General features: G+C 70.5%; 12 protein-coding genes. 8 read left to right on the top strand and 4 right to left on the bottom strand.

All coding sequences use genetic code 11. The annotated features are described in order from the left end of the window. Positions 1 to 76 precede the first annotated feature (76 nt). The gene (locus WME85_RS26800) at positions 77 to 898 is read right to left on the bottom strand and encodes an SDR family NAD(P)-dependent oxidoreductase (protein WP_437825198.1); all 822 of its coding nucleotides are present in this window, start codon (positions 896 to 898) and stop codon (positions 77 to 79) included. Positions 899 to 1,270: 372 nt separating this feature from the next. Continuing rightward, positions 1,271 to 1,585 carry an Mpo1-like protein gene (locus WME85_RS26795; RefSeq protein WP_437825197.1) on the bottom strand — a complete coding sequence of 105 codons (315 nt, stop codon included), beginning with the start codon at positions 1,583 to 1,585 and terminating at the stop codon, positions 1,271 to 1,273. A 189-nt stretch (positions 1,586 to 1,774) separates the two neighbouring features. Between WME85_RS26795 and WME85_RS26790 the strand changes: the two genes are divergently transcribed. Beyond that, complete coding sequence (locus WME85_RS26790) at positions 1,775 to 3,733, top strand: sigma 54-interacting transcriptional regulator (protein WP_437825196.1); 1,959 nt, start codon at positions 1,775 to 1,777, stop codon at positions 3,731 to 3,733. A 27-nt stretch (positions 3,734 to 3,760) separates the two neighbouring features. Here WME85_RS26790 and WME85_RS26785 read toward each other — a convergent pair whose 3' ends face one another. Both WME85_RS26785 and WME85_RS26780 read right to left on the bottom strand, forming a co-directional pair. After that, positions 3,761 to 5,302, bottom strand: coding sequence for a Glu/Leu/Phe/Val family dehydrogenase (locus tag WME85_RS26785; RefSeq protein ID WP_437825195.1), 1,542 nt, complete (start codon positions 5,300 to 5,302; stop codon positions 3,761 to 3,763). A gap of 340 nt (positions 5,303 to 5,642) precedes the next feature. Further along, positions 5,643 to 6,359 carry a hypothetical protein gene (locus WME85_RS26780; protein WP_437825194.1) on the bottom strand — a complete coding sequence of 239 codons (717 nt, stop codon included), beginning with the start codon at positions 6,357 to 6,359 and terminating at the stop codon, positions 5,643 to 5,645. Positions 6,360 to 7,367: 1,008 nt separating this feature from the next. On the opposite strand from WME85_RS26780, the gene WME85_RS26775 reads away from it, so the two are divergent. The 7 genes from WME85_RS26775 (at position 7,368) to WME85_RS26745 (ending at position 17,529) form a co-directional block, all read left to right on the top strand. Next, positions 7,368 to 9,677 carry a right-handed parallel beta-helix repeat-containing protein gene (locus WME85_RS26775; protein WP_437825193.1) on the top strand — a complete coding sequence of 770 codons (2,310 nt, stop codon included), beginning with the start codon at positions 7,368 to 7,370 and terminating at the stop codon, positions 9,675 to 9,677. A 709-nt stretch (positions 9,678 to 10,386) separates the two neighbouring features. Beyond that, positions 10,387 to 12,108: an ABC transporter substrate-binding protein gene (locus WME85_RS26770; protein ID WP_437825192.1), complete on the top strand. Its 1,722-nt coding sequence runs from the start codon at positions 10,387 to 10,389 to the stop codon at positions 12,106 to 12,108. Positions 12,109 to 12,156: 48 nt separating this feature from the next. Further along, positions 12,157 to 13,134: an ABC transporter permease gene (locus tag WME85_RS26765; protein WP_437825191.1), complete on the top strand. Its 978-nt coding sequence runs from the start codon at positions 12,157 to 12,159 to the stop codon at positions 13,132 to 13,134. A 21-nt stretch (positions 13,135 to 13,155) separates the two neighbouring features. Continuing rightward, positions 13,156 to 14,112 carry an ABC transporter permease gene (locus WME85_RS26760; RefSeq protein WP_437825190.1) on the top strand — a complete coding sequence of 319 codons (957 nt, stop codon included), beginning with the start codon at positions 13,156 to 13,158 and terminating at the stop codon, positions 14,110 to 14,112. Next, positions 14,102 to 15,061 (top strand): ABC transporter ATP-binding protein, encoded by a 960-nt coding sequence (locus WME85_RS26755; RefSeq protein WP_437825189.1) that lies wholly within the window; start codon positions 14,102 to 14,104, stop codon positions 15,059 to 15,061. The genes WME85_RS26760 and WME85_RS26755 overlap by 11 nt, the downstream gene beginning before the upstream one ends. A 2-nt stretch (positions 15,062 to 15,063) precedes the next feature. Then, positions 15,064 to 16,119 carry an ABC transporter ATP-binding protein gene (locus tag WME85_RS26750; protein WP_437825188.1) on the top strand — a complete coding sequence of 352 codons (1,056 nt, stop codon included), beginning with the start codon at positions 15,064 to 15,066 and terminating at the stop codon, positions 16,117 to 16,119. Positions 16,120 to 16,137: 18 nt separating this feature from the next. Next, a complete protein-coding gene (locus tag WME85_RS26745) occupies positions 16,138 to 17,529 on the top strand; it encodes a GH1 family beta-glucosidase (protein WP_437825187.1) in 1,392 nt (463 codons plus the stop codon). Positions 17,530 to 17,536 lie beyond the last annotated feature (7 nt).

Here is a 17,536-nt window from a genome sequence, read left to right as displayed (position 1 = left end):
GCTCGCACCGGTCATCGTGCGCTCGCGCCGGTCGTCGCGCGCGGCGGGCGTCGCGGGCGTCCAGCGGCGCGCGCGATCAGCAGGTGAGGCCGGCGAGCCTCGTGCTCATGTCCCAGAGCCGCGCGGCCGCCTCCCCGTCGGTGGCCATGCCCTTGAGGGGCCTCACCCTGGTGCGCTCGAAGAAGGCGGGGCTCTCGGCGGGCGCGCTGTCGGCCAGGATCGCGAGGAGGTTCGCCGCGGCCTGCGCCGGGGTCGCGCCCACGACGTCGATCAGCGTCTTGAGGACGCGCGAGGTCCCCTCGAACAGCCCGGATCGAACGAGCCCGGGGTAGTAACAGAGCACCTGGGCCTCCGTGCGCGAGAGCCGCTCCGAGAGGCGGCGCGCGGCGAGCACGAGCGCGAGCTTCGACCGCGCGGAGGCGGAGAGGAACGAATAAGAGCGCTTCGACATGAGGTCGTCGAAGTCGAGCCGGATGCTGTCCACCGGCGCGACCATGTTGACCACGCGCGCGCCGCGCGCGGCCTCGAGCCGGTCGAGCAGCAGGTTCGACAGCAGGAAATGCGACAGGTAGTTCACCTGGAACGTCATCTCGAGGCCGTCGGCCGACTCGGCGCGCTCGCGCAGGAAGACCCCCGCGTTGTTCACGAGCAGGTGAACGGCCCGGTGCCGGTCAGCCACCTGCCTGGCGGCCGCGCGCACCGACGCGAGCCGGCCGAGGTCGCACTCGACGAGATCGATCTCGCCGAGCGCCTTCAGGGCGGCGAGCTTCCTCGCGCCCTCGGAGCTGGTCCTGCGGCAGAGCACGGCGACCCGGGCGCCCTGCCGCACCAGCGCGGATGCCGTCGCGAGCCCGATCCCCGAGGTGCCCCCGGTGATCACCGCGACTTTCCCCCTCATGCTTTGCGCACACCCCATCTCCCGTCTCCTCGTCTGGCCGTCCTCGTCCATCTCGTCGCCTGCGGCGGCGGGCCGGTCACAACGCTCCGGGAGCCTGTCGTCGATGGGAGCAGGCGGCGGGCACACGAAGCGCCGAATGACGCGGTGCCCGCCGGGAACCCCCAGAAAGAAGAAGAGTCGTCGCCCCCCCGCCCACGACACAGGTACGACCGTGCGCGCATCACGTCAAGCAAGCATTGCGCATCGCAGCACAATAACTGGAAATACGAGGATCCAGTCTTTCCAGAATCGGGCTGTCAGCGCCTCCGCAGAACCGTCGTGGGCATTGGCGGCAGCGGGGTGGCAGCGTGAACGAGGCCTTGCTGCGGCGCGTCAGGCCTCGGGCGCCTCCTCGAAGACGCGCATCCCGTATTTGTCGAGACACCAGAGCACGCCGATGATCAAGCTCCGTTTGTCGTCGACGAACGACGGCTTCTTCCCCTCGAAGTAGTGACCTGCGAACTGGAAGCCCCAGCCCGTCGCGAACATCGCAGCCGCGAGCGGGAGGCCGATGAGGGTCGCGCCCACGGGGAAGCTCGCCACGATCAGCGGTATGCCGATCTGGTGACACGCCTGGTTGCGTGGGTCCTGGTGGTCTTCCTTGTACCGGCGGAGCACCTGTGTCCATTCGGCGTTGAGGCGGAGCATGCGGCCACCTTACCATGTTGCCGCGCGGCGCGCGCTGCCGCCGCGCGCTGCCGCCGCGCGCGGCGTGGGCTCGCGTCCGTCGTGGATCGCGCGCGCGCAGACCGCGAGGGCCGGCGACGCTGCTTCCTGATTGCCGTTGGAAGGAATGAGGCGTAGTTGGGCAGTGTGAGCGGTCACAGCACCGGCCCCATGGCGACGACGGCACCGCTGTCATTCAAGACAGGGGAGCTCATCCAGGGAGCGCGCTCGGAGAAGCGGCGTGTGCTCCTGCTCGTCTATCATCATGATGGCGTCGAGATGGCCCCGATGAGCCCCGGCGTCGGCGTGGTCGTCGGCAGGGAGCCGCCGGCCGACGTGGTGATCCGGGACAGGAGCATCTCGCGCAGGCACGCGCGCTTCACGCTCATCGGCGGCGAGGTCGTGGTCGAGGACCTCAACTCGCGCAACGGCACGCGCATCTCCGGGCAGCGCGTCGAGACCGGCGTGATCAAGGCCGGGGACGAGGTGCTCCTCGGCGGCATCGTCGCCTCGGTGCACGTGCTCGCCGGCAGCGAGCTGCCGCCGTTCGGCCTGGAGGGGTCCGACGCGATCCGCGTCGCCCTGCAGGCCGAGATCGTGCGGTCCAGGTTCTTCAGCCGCAAGTTCGCGCTCGTCGTGGTCCGCTCGCTCGGCGTGCAGGCGAGCCACCTCCGCCACTGGGGGCTGCGCGTGCGCGAGGCGCTGAGGCCCGTCGATCGCGTCGCCTTCTACAGCGCCGACACCCTCGAGATCCTGCTCCCCGAGGTGACGCCCGAGCTCGCGGAGGAGCTCGCGCGGGCGATCGTCGCGCGCCGCGAGGGCGAGCCCGTGCTCGTGGCGGGGGTCGCCGTGTTCCCCGACGCCGCGACCACCATCGACAAGCTGATCGAGGTCAGCCACGAGGCCTCGCGGAGCGCGAGCCCGGAGGAGCCCGTGTACCTCGCGGCCCCGGAGGGGGCGCTGCTCTTCGTCGCGCCGAAGGTTGAAGGCGCCCGGCCGCCCGAGGAGGAGGGCTCCCCGGGCGCGTCGCCGGAGGGCGAGTGGGAGGCCGACGGCCACGTCCTCGCGACCAAGAGCCCGCTCATGCGCTCGCTCGTCGAGGTGGCGCTGCGGGCGGCGCGCTCCTCGATCCCCGTGCTCCTGCGCGGCGAGACCGGGACCGGCAAGGAGGTGCTCGCGCGGTTCATCCACGACCGCAGCCCGCGCCGCGGCGAGCCGCTCATCTGCGTGAACTGCGGGGCGATCCCCGCGCTGCTCATCGAGAGCACCCTCTTCGGCCACGAGCGCGGCGCCTTCACCGGGGCGAGCCAGCAGCAGAAGGGCGTCTTCGAGGCGGCCGCCGGCGGCACGGTGCTGCTCGACGAGATCGGCGAGCTGCCCGCGGCCGCGCAGGCCGCGCTCCTGCGCGTGCTCGAGACGAAGCGGGTGACGCGCGTCGGCGCGACCAAGGAGATCGAGGTCGACGTCCGCGTGATCGCGGCGACGCACCGCGACCTCGACGCGATGTGCGACGCGGGCACGTTCCGGCTCGATCTGCTCTACCGGCTGAACGCGATGACGCTGAGCATCCCGCCGCTCCGCGCGCGCCGCGACGACATCGCGGCGCTCGCGGCGGGCTTCCTGAAGCAGACGAACGTCGCGCACCCGAGCCGGGTCCAGTCGATCGCGGCCGAGGCGCTGGCCCTGCTGAAGAGCTACTCGTGGCCCGGCAACGTGCGCGAGCTCCGCAACGCGATCGAGCGGGCGGTGGTGATCGCGGAGGGCGAGGCGATCATGGCGCGCGATCTCCCGGAGCGCGTCCGCGCGGCGGTGACCGCCTCCAGCGTGCTGCCCGCGCCCGTCCGCGCCGCCGACGTCTCGCGCGCGTCCGATCCCGGCGTGCCGGCCGCGTCCCAGCGCCCGTCCGAGCCCCTGCGCGGGCTGGAGCCGGCGTCGTCGGCGACCCCGATGGCGGGCGGCCTGAAGACCCGCCTGGAGCAGATCGAGGCCGATCTCCTGCTCGAGGCGCTGCGCGCGTCCGACTGGAACCAGACGGAGGCGGCGCGGCGCCTCGAGCTGCCGCTCCGCACGCTGCAGCACAAGATCAAGGTCTACGGCATCAAGAAGCTCGGCTACGGCGTCGCGCGGTAGGGGCCGCGCGACGCCTGCCGCGCGCCGCTACTGGGAGAACCCTTCCAGCATGTAGTGCGCCTCGATCCGCTTGAGCGCGAGCACCATCGCGGCGAGCCGCATCGGCAGGCGCTTGCCGACGACGAGCCTGGTCGAGTCGTGGTCCTCCGTGCGGCGCGGCCGGTTCTCCGCGATATCGCAGATCAGGCGGTAGTTGCTCTTGATGGCGCGCTCGAGCCGCGTGTTCACCTCGCCCTCGGTCCAGTGCTCCATGCGCTTGTTCTGTATCCACTCGTAATAGGAGACGGTCACGCCGCCCGCGTTGCCGATGATGTCGGGGATGACGCTGATGCCCCGCTCCGCGAGCACCTTGTCCGCCTCGGTCGTCGTCGGGCGGTTGGCGCCCTCGGCCACGAGCTTCGCCTTGAGCCGCTCGGCCACCTCGCCGGTGATCGCGTCGCCGAGCGCGGCCGGGATACAGATGTCCGCGTCGACGCTCCAGAAATCGTCGCGCGCGATCGCCTGGGCCCCGCCGTAGCCGGCGACCGAGCGCCGGAGGTTGGCCGGGTTCTCGTTCACGTAGGTCATGAGCGCGCCGACCTCGATGCCGCTCGGGTCGTAGATCGCGCCGTCGGCGTCCTGCACCGCGACGCACAGCGCGCCCATGCGGCACAGGATCTCGGCCGCGGCGGAGCCGACGTTGCCGAAGCCCTGCACGATGAAGCGCACCCCGGCGAGGGAGAGGCCGCGCTGCGCGTACCACTCCTCGATGCAGTAGGCGAGCCCCTGCCCGGTCGCCTTGACGCGCCCCTCGGAGCCGCCGATGCGCACGTCCTTGCCCGTGACGACGCCGCGGTGGTTGTGCCGCTCGCGCTCGCCGTCGCTGTACTGGCGGAGGAGCCACGCCATCACCTCGGCGTTCGTGCCCACGTCGGGCGCCGGGATGTCCACGTTGGGACCGATGAGCTGCTTGAGCCGGTACATGTACCGGAGCGAGATCGACTCGAGCTCTTCCTTGCTGTACTCGCGCGGATCGATGCGAATGCCGCCCTTGCCGCCGCCGAACGGGACGTCGGCGATCGCTGTCTTCCACGTCATCTCGGCGGCGAGCGCGTTGAACAGGTCGAGCGACACGGCCTTGTGAAAGCGCAGCCCGCCCTTGTAAGGCCCTCTCGCCTGGTTGTGCTGGACTCGATATGCCTTGAAGCGGGCGAACTCGCCGGCCTGGATCCGGTAAAGCCCCTGGTCGCCGAGGCGGATCACGCCGTCCTGCACGTGGATCGAGCCGCTGCGGAGCGCCTCGGGACGGAGGATGAGCTTGCCGTTGAAGAGCGGGGTGATGGCGGCGCGGTTCGGGATCACCGACGCAGGGAGCCGCTCGTAAGCCGCGGCCGCCTCCCCGCGGAAGGGGACGAGGCGGTCCTGGAGCTGCGTGGTGACGTAGAAGATGTGCTCGTAGTCCGGCTGCTCGAGCTCCAGCCGGATGCGGGGAGCCAGGCCGATGAGATCGGCGGCCGTGTGGAACACCACCATGGATTCGCCGAAGATGTTGGTCTCCGGCTCGCGCTCTAGGAGGGGGATGTCTTCCATCTCCGTATGCTGCCTCGACCGCGCGGTGGGGGTCCAACGTTTCCCGCGGGTCGAGCGCCCCGCGCGAGCCAGCGCGAGCGCAGTTGGCGCGCAGCGCGGCCGCGCCGGAGGCCGCCCGCGGATGCGTGGATCGAGGTGAAAACACGAGGAAACGAGGCGATCGCCGCGCGTGCGGCGCGAGCGCGCCGGTGGGGCTGCGCGCGTCTCGACGGGCAGGTCGACGGACGGGCCGACGGCCTCGAGGGGAGCTGGTGCGGCTCTCCGCAGGAGGATCCGGCGACCCGTCGCGTCGGTCACCGCAGTGCCAGTCCGGCAGCGTGGCCGGCGTGCTCAGGGAGCGTCAGGGGAACGTCCCAGGGGCGAAGGCGCCGATCGGAGCGCCGCCGAGACCACCGAGACCGCCGAGGCCGCCGAGGCCGCCGGGGCCGCCGAATCCGCCGAGGCCGCCGGGAACACCGCCGAGGCCGCCGAGGCCACCGAGGCCGCCGAGGCCGCCGAGGCCGCCGGGGTAGCCGCCGAGGCCGCCGGGGTAGCCGCCGAGGCCGGGGTAGCCGCCGAGGCCGCCGAGCCCGCCGAGGCCGCCGTACGGGGACCACCCGAAGCCGCCCGGCGTCGCGCCCGGGAAGCCGCCGAGGCCGGGGTAGCCGCCGAAGGGGCTGCCGCCGAACGGCCCGCCGGGGATGCCCCCGGCCTGCCCCACGGGGAAGGGCGCCTGGCCGACCTGCGCGCCGGGGCTCGGGATGAGCGGAGCGCCCTTGTCCACGGGGCCCTGGATCGGCCCGCCGACGCCCGGGACCAGCGGAGCGCCCTTGCCGATGGGGCCCTGGATCGGACCGCCCTTGCCGATCGGAGCACCGATATCGGTCTTGCCCGGGATCACGCCGCCCCGCGTCTCGTCCTGCTCTCCCTCCAGCGCCTGCTCGCTCGACGCCACGTCGACGTCGGCCTGCTCCAAGTCGGCCTCTTCCGGTGTCCCCGCGCCGACCGCGCACCCGGTCATCAGCACAGAAAAGAGCATCGCCGCTTGCGCCATCTTCATATCGATCGAGCTAACCATCCGTCCTCCTTCCATGCCCCGCGATGGCCATCAGGCCCGCGGTGGCATGCTGGGCCGACTGAAGAGCAGGCTGCGTGCCTGACAGCGCGTGTGCAGAGCCTGCCGCTCGGGCCTTCTGTGTCTGTCGGACGGCGACGGCGAAAGTGCATTGTCTGAATCCGCGCCGGGTGAGCGTTCTGCCCCGTTTCATCGCGCCCGACCGCCGCCGCGCCGGCGCGTCTGGATACCGCCTCGCAGCGCCGATGTGGGATGCGCCGGAGCGCTGGAGAAAGGCAAATGTCGGCGCGGCGCGCGGCGCGCGGCGCGGGGCCGGACGGCGTGAGAGCGACCCGACTTGCTGCTTTATCGTGGCCTGCAGACCGCATTTCCGAAGAGCTGGTCGATCTCTGCAATCGATGGCTGTGAAGACTCGCCATCAACGCTCCTCCCGCGGCGACGTCCGCGAGCCCCGCGGCGCTCTGGTCACGCCCTGCGCAGCCCACTCCAGCCGATAAGGTCCCCGGGCGGCGCTCCTCGTGCGGCAGCCTCGGTATCGCGGCGCGCCCGAGCGCGGTTCTCCCCGCGGCGCGCCGCGCCCCCGTCGTCCAGAACGACGGCGCCGCTCCCGTCAGTCGCGGACGGCGGCCCCGCGAGGCCGCTCCCGCGTGCTCCGCCGCGGGGCGCCCAGCGCGACACAGCCGTCCGCGGCGTCGCACGGAAAGCCGGCGCGATCGCGACTCTGCTGCCTGGCAGGAGCCTGCCTCCTGTTGTAAGAATCATCACGCCAAAGGAGCTCGCGCGGCGCCGCTCAGGCGCTGATCTCATCTCCCTGCCGCGGGCTCGAAGAGCTCAGGTGCTCGAAGCGCCGGTCCATGCAGGACACGCGCGGTCTCCGCGCCGTCGCGGGAGCGCTGGTGGGGTTGTCCGCCCGGGAGGCCGGGAGCCAGCGCCACGCGCGACTCGAGGCGGCGCGCTTTCTGAGGAGGGTATCGAATGCGCCTCGGCGCGACGCGTCCGCGTTCATCTTGGATGGCCGTCTGCATCGCTCTCCTGTCGTTGCTCACCGGGGCGTGCAGCGAACCGGTGCACGGCTCCGACGCGACGCTCGACGGCGAGCTCGTCCCGCCGCGCCCGCCCTGCCCGCGCGGGCACGCGCTCGGCCCCGGCGGCGCGTGCATGCCGGTGGGCATCCAGGGGTGCGCCGAGCTGTTCGTGGGGGACGACGATCTCTGCCACCCCGCGATGGCCAGATGCCCTCCGGGGACGATCCCGAAGTTCGATGAGGGCTGCATTCCCGTCGGTATCCCGCGCTGCGCCAGGGAGCTCGCGGGCGACGACGGGCTCTGCAGGCCGGCCATGGCGAAGTGCCCGACTGGCACGTTCGCCACCCCCGAAGCGGGGTGCGTGCCCGTCGACGGCCCCGGCGGCTGCGGGGCCGGGCGCTGGGGGAACATCGCGCGCGCGCCCGGGAATCTCTATGTGGACCCGAGCTACTCCGGCGCGGACGGCGACGGCTCCGAGGAGCGGCCCGTCACGACGCTCGCGGCGGCGCTGGAGCTCGCCGCCGAGGGCGGGACGATCGCGCTCGCGGAGGGCACCTACGACGAGCCGCTCGTCATCACGAGGCCGCTCGCGATCGCCGGACGGTGCGCCTCGCGCGTGCGGATCCGCGGGGTGAGCCCGCTCAGCCGTCCCCCTGCGATCGTGGCCGTGCTCGACGCAGGGGAGGTGACGCTCCGGGGCGTCGAGATCGGCGGGGACGGCGCCGGCGTCGTGGCGATCGGCGCGAGCGCGGTGGCGCTCGAGCGCGTCCACGTCAAGGGCGCAGCCCACGTCGGCGTCCTGGCGAGCGGCGGCGCGCGGCTCTCCGCGGCGCAGAGCTGGATCGAGGGGACGCGCTCCGGCGAGGAAGGCGGCGGCACGGGCGCCCTCGCGCAGGCCGGCGGCGCGCTGACCGTGAAGGAGAGCGCCGTCACGGGCAACCGCGCGGCCGGCGTGGCGGCGCGCCAGACGGGCGCCACGGCGGCCGTGGTGGGCAGCCTCGTCGAGGGGACGCTGCCGTCGGAGTACATCCGAGACGGTCAGGGGATCGTCGCTGCCGACGGCGCCGAGGCGTCGATCGAGGACACAGCCGTCGTCGGCAACCATCTGTCGGGGATCTTCGCGGTGACGGGCGCTTCGGCGACGCTCTCCGGCGTGCTCGTCGAGGGGACGCGCGCCGGGCTCCACGATCTCAGCTACGGCGTCGGCGTGTACGCGGCGGCGCGATCGCGCGTCGCGATCGACGCGAGCGCGATCCTCGGCAACGCGGAGCTCGGCGTCGCCGTCATCGGCGAGGGCGCCGCGGCGACGATGGCGCGGAGCCTCGTGATGGGCACGGTGGCGGCCGAGCCGGAGTCCCGGCTCGGGGGCTTCGGCGTGGCCGTCGCCCGCGGCGCGGCGATGCGCCTCCACGACAGCGCAATCTTCCAGAACCGCGGGACCGGCGTGCACGTGGGCGACCTGCCCGCCGAGATCGTCGCCGAGGGCAACCTCATCGAGGGCACCCTCGCCGAGGGCTGGGGGGACGGCGCCGGGGTCATCGTGATGGAGGGCCGCGCGACGCTCGCGTCGAACGCGATCCGCGACAACGAGGGGAGCGGCCTGTCGGTGGGGTATCTCGGGTCCGAGGCGACCGTGACTGGCAACCTCGTCGAGGGGCATGTCGCGCCGGACGGCCGCGCGCCGGCGGGGCAGGGGATCGTCATCCACCGCGGCGCCAACGCGGTGCTCGCGGGCAACCTCGTCAGCGGCAACCGCTCCGTCGGCGTCCTCGCCGGCGCGGAGATCCCGGGCGGCAGGGTCGAGATGACGGGCGACCTCATCCAGGGCACCTCGGGCGACGACGCCGGCGCCGGCATCGGCGTCGCGGCCGCGCGCTACGAGCTCCAGCTCGCCTCGTCTCTCGTCCGGGCGAGCCGCACGGCCGGCGTGGCGCTGTTCGGCGCCGACGCGGACATCTCCTCGACGGTCATCGACGGGGTGACCGGCGCGGGCGGGGCGGGGGAGGGCGCGCGTCGTGAGGCGCTCGTCGCCGATGGTGTCCTGGCGCTCGCCGGGTCCACTGCCACCCTCGCGGAGGTGCGCGTGGCCGGCTGCGCGCGGGCGGGGATCCTCTACGACGGGAGCTCGGGTCGCCTCTCCAGGGTTCGCGCCTCGGACAACCTCTTCGGGCTGGTCGTGCAAGGCTCGTCGGCGCTCGCGCCGGACAAGGACAGCGTGTTCATCGACAACAGCGCGGCGGACGAGCTCTTCGGCGCCGAGCTGCCTGTGTCCGTGGCCGCGCCCCCGCTCCAGTGACGCGCGCCTGCGGCCCGCCTGGCCGCTCCCGCCCTCGCGCGAAGCGGCGAGGACATCGAGGGGAATCTCCCCGGAACGTGGTACTTACAGCCGGCCGCGGGAGCCACCGGGCCAGTCCCCCAGTCGCCAGCCCGCGAGTCGCGCCTGAGCCCATCGCCCCGCGCCTTCCGGGGGCGATCTCCGCCACCCGCACGGGGCGTGTCCGGGCCTCGCACCTCGAGAGGGTCCAGGCTCGAGAGCCGCCGGTGCAAAATGGAAATTTCTGGTCTTGTCACCGCTCGCGGGTCTCTGTTATAGACGTCTCCCGGCCGGACCTGAAATGCCGCGTCGGAGACACGCTCTCTTTCTTGCTGTGACCCAAGAAAATAACAGTGCGAGTATCGGGGCTGATCGTCCCATCATGACGCGTGATGACAGGGCGAGATGGACTCGCCGCTGCGAGGCATGACGCGTCACGACATCTCCGCTGAAAACGCGCCTGAGTGAGCGGCGTGAGAACTTGGTATCGACCTCGAATCCCCGTTGACACTGGTGTGAGAAGACGGCTACAGTGCCGACGTCTGGATGCCGGTATGGTGCGCTGCGTTGCGCGCGCCGAAACTCCGGCGGGCCGCTCTGCCGCGTGGCGGCTCCCAGGAAGATCAATGAAGTGGGAGAGGGACGGTGGGCGCCCGGGTGTGCCCATGGGGCCCCCGCGAGGAGCATTCTCATGAGGAACCGGTTCTTGCCGCGTCGAACATTCGTTCTGTCGGCGTTGCTTCTTTCGGTTGGCGCGTCGGCGGGTTGCAAGAAATCCGAGGTCACGCAGGAGCCTCCGAAAGGCCAGGGCCCCTCCCCGATCGCTCCGGGCAAGAACCCCACGGTTGATACGTTCCTCACCGTCTCGATCGAGCAGCAGGCGTCGTGGGTGCGCAACTTCAATCCTCTGCTGGCACCAGGCAACGTTCGCTGGCCAACCGTCGCTGGCATCTACGAGCCGCTCCTCGTCTACAACACGATGAAGGGCGAGTTCACCCCGTGGCTCGCGTCGAAGTACGAGTGGAGCAACGGGAACAAGACGCTCACCTTCACGACGCGTCCTGGCGTGAAGTGGTCCGACGGCCAGCCCTTCACGGCGAAGGACGTCGCCTTCACCTTCGGCCTGCTGAAGAAGCACGCCGCCCTCGACCTCCAGGGCGTCTGGAAGTGGCTGACCGCGGTTGAGGCCAAGAGCGACTCGGCGGTCGAGTTCACGCTGACGCGGCCGTACGTCCCTGGGCTCGTGTTCCTCGGGCACCAGCCCATCGTGCCGGAGCACAAGTGGAAGGACGTGTCGGATCCGGTCACGTTCACGAACGAGAACCCGGTCGCGACGGGGCCCTTCACCGAGGTGAAGACCTTCCAGAACCAGATCTACGAGCTCGGCCGGAACCCGAACTACTGGCAGCAGGGCAAGCCCGCGGTCAAGGGGCTTCGTTTCCCGGCTTACCCCGGCAACGACCAGGCGAACCTGGCGCTCCTGAACGGTGAGGTCGACTGGGCAGGCAACTTCGTCCCGGAGATCGAGAAGGTCTACGTCGGCAAGGACCCCACGAATCACCACTACTGGTTCCCGCTCGTCGGCAGCACGGTGTTCGTCTACACGAACACGACGAAGAAGCCGCTCGACGACGTCCGGGTGCGCAAGGCGATCAGCATGTCGCTCGACCGCGAGCAGATCGTCAAGGTCGCCATGAACAACTACACGCGGCCGTCGGACGCGACGGCGCTCAGCGACGCGCACGAGCGCTGGCGCAGCCAGAAGGTCGTCGAGGGCGGCGACTGGGTGAAGTTCGACGTGGCCAAGGCGAACCAGATCCTCGACGAGGCGGGCTACGCGAAGGGCGCGGACGGCATCCGCACGAAGGACGGCAAGCCGCTGCGCTTCGACATCAACGTCGTCACGGGCTGGTCCGACTGGGTGCGCGCGGCGCAGATCGTGACGCAGCAGGTGAAGCAGGTCGGCGTGGAGGCCACGCTGAAGACGTACGACTTCAGCGCGTTCTTCGAGGCGCTCCAGAAGGGCACCTTCGACCTGTCGATGGGCTGGTCGAACGAGGAGCCGACGCCGTACAACTTCTACCGCGACCTGCTCGGCACCGCGACCGTGAAGCCGGTCGGGGAGGCGTCGTCGCGCAACTGGCACCGCTTCGGCGCCAAGCAGGCGGACGCCCTGTTCGAGCAGTTCGAGGCCGCGACGGAGCAGGCAGAGCAGAAGAAGCTGCTCGAGCAGCTCCAGGAGATCTTCTCCGAGACGGCGCCCTCGGTCCCGCTGTTCCCTGGGCCGTCGTGGGGCGAGTACAGCACCCGCCGCTTCACCGGGTTCCCGAGCAAGGAGAACCCGTACGCGAAGCTGTCACCAAACAACCCGCCCGAGTACCTGCTCGTCCTCACCGAGCTCAAGCCGAAGTGAAGTTGGGCGTGACCTGATCCGGAGAGCAGGTTAGAAGAGAGAGCTTCTGTGCGTTACCTTCTGCGACAGCTGGGCTTGTACTTCATCGCGGCGTGGGCGTCGCTCACCCTGAACTTCCTCATTCCGCGAGCGATGCCGGGCGACCCCGCCTCGGCGATGTTCGCGCGCTTCCGCGGTCAGCTCCAGCCGGAGGCGATCGACGCGCTGCGGAAGGCGTTCGGGTTCACGGGTGAACCGCTCCCCAAGCAGTACATCACTTACCTGAGCCACACGTTGACGGGCGATCTCGGCACGTCGGTCGCTCACTTCCCTGCGAAGGTGACGGACGTCATCGCGACAGGGCTCGGCTGGACGCTGCTCCTGTCGGGTGGCGCGGTGATCGTCAGCTTCGGGCTGGGGACGCTGCTCGGGATCATCGCGACATGGAAGCGCGGCGGCTTGCTCGACTCGGTCATGCCGCCCGTCCTCATGTTCATGGGCGCGTTCCCGTACTTCTGGCTCGCGATGGTGGCGCTCTACATCCTCGGGTTCGTCCTCGGGGCTTTCCCGCTGCGCCACGCCTACAGCGACACCCTCTCGCCCGAGTGGAGCGCGGAGTTCATCGGGAGCGTGCTGTCGCACATGGTCCTTCCCGCCCTGTCGATCGTCATCGCCACCATCGGGGGCTGGATGCTCGGCATGCGCAGCGCGATGGTCACCGTGCTGTCCGAGGAGTACATCACCATGGCCCAGGCCAAGGGGCTCTCCCGGTGGCGGGTCATGTTCAGCTACGCCGCGCGGAACGCGCTCCTGCCCAACATCACCGGCTTCGGCATGGCGCTCGGGTTCGTGCTCGCCGGGTCGCTGCTCACCGAGATCGTCTTCTCGTACCCGGGTCAGGGCTACTTGCTCATTCAGGCTGTTCGTAACCAGGACTACCCGCTCATGCAGGGCATCTTCCTCACCATCACGCTGGCCGTGCTGGGGGCGAACTTCCTGGTCGACGTCATCTACGTGTTTCTTGATCCCCGCGCCCGCGGGCGCTGAGGACCGGGTCCAGGAGAAGCGATGGCTGCGCAACAAAGCAACAGCGGGGGCAGTGCGCCCCGCGCGGCGGGGTGGATCCTCCGCCTCCTCTCGAACCGCAAGGCGATGGTGGGCACGCTCATCGTGCTCTTCTTCCTCCTCCTCTCGGTGCTCGGCCCCACGTTCGTCGGCCAGGATCCGCACGCGTTCGTGGGGATGCCGCACGAGGCGCCCTCGGCCGAGCACCTCTTCGGCACCACGGGACAGGGGCAGGACGTGCTCGCGCAGACGATCGTCGGCGCGCGCACCTCGCTGGCCGTCGGGTTCGCCACGGGCTTCGCCGTGATGGCGATCGGCGCGGTGATCGGCATGGCCGGCGGCTACTTCGGCGGCTGGATCGACAACGTGCTGTCGCTGCTCACGAACGTCTTCCTGATCATCCCGGGCCTGCCGATGGCCGTCGTCATCGCGGCCTACCTGCCCGCGGGGCCGATGACGATCCTGTTCGTCCTCGTGCTCACGGGGTGGGCGTGGAACGCGCGCGTGCTCCGGTCGCAGGTGCTCGCGCTGCGCGACAAGGACTTCGTGTCCGCGGCCCTCGTCAGCGGCGAGGGCAGCGCGCGCATCATCTTCCGCGAGATCCTGCCGAACATGACGTCGCTCCTCATGTCCGGCTTCATCGGCGCGACGATCTACGCGATCGGCGCGCAGGTCGGCCTCGAGTTCCTCGGGCTCGGCGACCTGAGCGCCGTGACCTGGGGGACGAACCTCTACTGGGCGAGCAACAACGCCGCGCTCCTCACGGGCGCCTGGTGGACGATCGTGCCCACCGGCGTGTGCGTCGCGCTCGTCGGGTTCGCGCTCACGCTGATCAACTATGCGATCGACGAGATCTCGAATCCGCGGCTTCGCGCGGAGGGGGCCTGGTCGCGTATGCTCAAGAGCCACAAGGTCGTGGCTGGTCAGTCGACGCCGGTAGTGAGGACCCATGGCGCCTAGTCCGCTTCTCTCAGTTCAGGATCTCCGGGTCGAGTTCATGACCCCGACCGGCCCGGTGTGCGCGGTCGACAACGTCTCCTTCGACATCGCCCCGGGGGAGGTGCTCGGCCTCGCGGGCGAGTCGGGCAGCGGCAAGTCGACGGTGGCGATGGCCATCATGCGGCTGCTGCGCCCGCCGGCGGTCATCACGGGCGGGCACGTGTACTTCGCCGGGCAGGACGTCCTGGCCATGAACGAGGAGCAGCTCCGCGCGTTCCGCTGGCGGAAGATGGCGCTGGTGTTCCAGAGCGCGATGACCGCGCTCAACCCGGTGCTGACGATCGGCGAGCAGATCGCCGACCCGATCATCGCGCACGACGGGGTGACGAACGCGCAGGCGATGGAGCGCGCGGCCGCGCTGCTCAAGCTCGTGAACATCGACTCGTCGCGCCTGAGCAGCTACCCGCACCAGCTGTCGGGCGGCATGCGCCAGCGCGTCGTCATCGCGATCGCCATGGCGCTCAAGCCGCCGTTCCTCATCATGGACGAGCCCACGACGGCGCTCGACGTCGTCGTGCAGCGGGAGATCCTCCAGCAGATCGCCGAGCTCAAGGAGCGGCTGGGCTTCTCGATCCTCTTCATCACGCACGATCTCTCGCTGATCGCCGAGTTCTCGACGCGCATCGCGATCCTCTACGCGGGCAAGCTCGCGGAGACCGCCCGCGCCAAGGACCTGTTCAGCGATCCGAAGCACCCGTACACGCAGGGGCTCCTCGGGTCGTTCCCCTCGGTCCGGGGGCCCCGCCGCAGGCTGCAGGGCATCCCCGGCTCGCCGCCCGACATGCGCAACCCGCCGCCCGGCTGCCGCTTCCACCCCCGGTGCCCCCAGGCGTTCGCGACCTGCCAACACGAGCTGCCGCTCCTCCGTGAAATCGCGCCCGAGCACCGCGGCGCCTGCCACCTCTACTGACCATGACGATGACGCAACCTTCTGTCTCGCCTGTCCTCGACGTGGTGCGCCTCGCCAAGTTCTTCCCTGTGGGCGGCGGGCTCCGCGCGCAGCAGCTCCGGGCGCTGCACGACGCTTCGTTCTCGCTCGCGGAGCGTGAGGTCATCGCGCTGGTCGGGGAGTCGGGCAGCGGCAAGAGCACGATCGCGCGGCTGCTCGCGCGGCTGATGCCGCCGAGCAGCGGGCAGATCCTGTTCAAGGGTCGCGACGTGCTGAAGGAGGAGCCGAACCGCGCCTCGCTCGCGTACCGCGGGCAGGTGCAGATGATCTTCCAGGATCCGTTCGGCTCGCTGAACCCGGTGCACACGATCGGCTACCACCTGGAGCGGCCGCTGCTGCTCCACAACAAGGCGCCGAACGCCGCGATCCTCCGGGAGAAGGTGCACGAGCTGCTCAAGACGGTCGATCTCAACCCCCCGGCGGAGGTCGCGGCCAAGTTCCCTTACCAGCTCTCGGGCGGCCAGCGGCAGCGCGTGGCGATCGCGCGCGCCCTCGCCGTGGATCCCACCGTGATCCTCGCGGACGAGCCGATCTCGATGCTCGACGTCTCGATCCGCATGGGCGTCCTCAACTTGATGGAGCGCCTCAAGGAAGAGCGCGGCATCTCGTACCTCTACATCACGCACGACATCGCGAGCGCGCGCTACGTCGCCGATCGCACGATGGTGATGTACGCCGGCCACATCGTGGAGGGCGCGCCCAGCGAGGAGCTGATGCAGCAGCCCGCGCACCCGTACACGAAGCTCCTGCTCTCGGCGGTGCCGGACCCGAACGGCTCGATCCGCGGCGAGCTCCCGGCCCGCTCCGGCGCGCCGAAGCTCATCAACCCGCCGCCGGGCTGCCCGTTCGCCGACCGCTGCCCGAGCGTGATGAACACGTGCCGCGAGCAGATGCCCGCCGCCACCGACATCGGCGCGGGGCACTGGGTCCGCTGCCACCTCTACGCTCCCGGCTCGGTCGCGCCGTCCCCGCACTACGAGCGGCAGGTGCCTGCCCCCGTCGGGGCTGCGCCCATCTGAGGAGAACCACGAAGCAACATGCCGGCTCTGAGATTTCCCGACAAGTTCGTTTGGGGTGTGGCGACGTCCTCGTATCAGATCGAGGGCGCCACGAGCGAGGATGGCCGCAGCGAGTCGATCTGGGATCGCTTCGCGAAGACCCCCGGTCAGATCACCGACGGGACCAACGGCGACGTCGCGTGCGACCACTACCACCGGTGGCCTGAAGACATCGCGCTGATGAAGAGCCTGGGCATGATGGCCTACAGGTTCTCGCTCGCGTGGCCGCGCATCCTCCCGAACGGTCGGGGCGCGGTGAACCAGAAGGGGCTCGATTTCTACAGCCGGCTGGTGGACGGGCTGCTCGAGGCCGGGATCGAGCCGTACGCGACGCTCTTTCACTGGGACCTGCCGCAGGTGCTCCAGGACGAGGTCGGGGGCTGGCAGCATCGCTCCACGGCGGAAGCGTTCGTGGAGTTCACCGACGTGGTGACCCGGAAGCTCGGCGATCGCGTGAAGAAGTGGATCACCCACAACGAGCCGTGGTGCACCGCGTTCCTCAGCTACGAGAAGGGCATCCACGCGCCGGGCATGCGCGACTTCAGCAAGGCGCTGACGGTGAGCCACCACCTGCTGCTCTCGCACGGGATGGCGGTGCCCGTGGTGCGCAGGAACTGCCCCGGCGCCGAGGTCGGCATCACGCTGAACTCGAACTACGCGATGCCCGCGTCGCCGAGCGCCGCGGACTACGACGCGGCCCGCCACTACGACGGGTATTTCACCCGCTGGTTCCTCGATCCGCTGTACGGCCGGCACTACCCGGCGGACATGATCGCGGACTACATCGCGCTGGGCTACCTCCCGCCGGAGGGGCTGACCGTCTGCAAGCCCGGCGATCTCGACATCATCGCCACGCAGTGCGACTTCCTCGGCCTCAACTACTACTCCCGGGCGGTCCTGCGGAGCACGAAGGTGCCCGAGGAGCAGAACCGGCCGCGGACGGAGCACATCGCGCCGGTATCCGAGCAGACCGAGATGGAGTGGGAGGTGTACCCGGAAGGCCTGCGTCGGCTGCTCATCCGGCTGCACGTGGAGTACGGGGTGCCGAAGCTCTACGTGACGGAGAACGGCGCGGCGTACTCGGAGGGGCCCGACAAGAGCGGGCGCATCCCGGACCAGCGGCGGCTCCAGTACCTGCGCGATCACTTCATCGCGGCGCGGCGCGCGATGGACGCCGGCGCGCCGCTCGCCGGCTACTTCGTGTGGTCGCTGATGGACAACTACGAGTGGGATCGCGGCTACTCCCAGCGGTTCGGCATCGTCTGGGTCGACTACGAGACGCAGAAGCGCACCCCGAAGGACAGCGCGCTCTGGTACAAGGGCGTCATCGCCGCCAACGCCGTCGACGACGGCACCTCGCAGGCGACCTGACCGGCGC

The sequence above is a fragment of the Sorangium sp. So ce1153 genome (assembly GCF_051521595.1).
In the GTDB taxonomy this organism is placed as follows: Bacteria; Myxococcota_A; Polyangia; order Polyangiales; family Polyangiaceae; genus Sorangium.
Note: the sequence above shows the minus strand (reverse complement) of the source record. Positions and strands in the feature narration are given on the sequence as shown.

Bases quoted from the DNA above. Each gene is read 5' to 3' on its own strand.
- WME85_RS26745 (WP_437825187.1), top strand. From the start codon at position 16,138: ATGCCGGCTCTGAGATTTCCCGACAAGTTCGTTTGGGGTGTGGCGACG.
- WME85_RS26755 (WP_437825189.1), top strand. From the start codon at position 14,102: ATGGCGCCTAGTCCGCTTCTCTCAGTTCAGGATCTCCGGGTCGAGTTC.
- WME85_RS26770 (WP_437825192.1), top strand. From the start codon at position 10,387: ATGAGGAACCGGTTCTTGCCGCGTCGAACATTCGTTCTGTCGGCGTTG.
- WME85_RS26795 (WP_437825197.1), bottom strand. From the start codon at position 1,585: ATGCTCCGCCTCAACGCCGAATGGACACAGGTGCTCCGCCGGTACAAG.
- WME85_RS26800 (WP_437825198.1), bottom strand. From the start codon at position 898: ATGAGGGGGAAAGTCGCGGTGATCACCGGGGGCACCTCGGGGATCGGG.
- WME85_RS26785 (WP_437825195.1), bottom strand. From the start codon at position 5,302: ATGGAAGACATCCCCCTCCTAGAGCGCGAGCCGGAGACCAACATCTTC.
- WME85_RS26760 (WP_437825190.1), top strand. From the start codon at position 13,156: ATGGCTGCGCAACAAAGCAACAGCGGGGGCAGTGCGCCCCGCGCGGCG.
- WME85_RS26790 (WP_437825196.1), top strand. From the start codon at position 1,775: ATGGCGACGACGGCACCGCTGTCATTCAAGACAGGGGAGCTCATCCAG.
- WME85_RS26780 (WP_437825194.1), bottom strand. From the start codon at position 6,359: ATGGTTAGCTCGATCGATATGAAGATGGCGCAAGCGGCGATGCTCTTT.
- WME85_RS26775 (WP_437825193.1), top strand. From the start codon at position 7,368: ATGGCCGTCTGCATCGCTCTCCTGTCGTTGCTCACCGGGGCGTGCAGC.
- WME85_RS26750 (WP_437825188.1), top strand. From the start codon at position 15,064: ATGACGATGACGCAACCTTCTGTCTCGCCTGTCCTCGACGTGGTGCGC.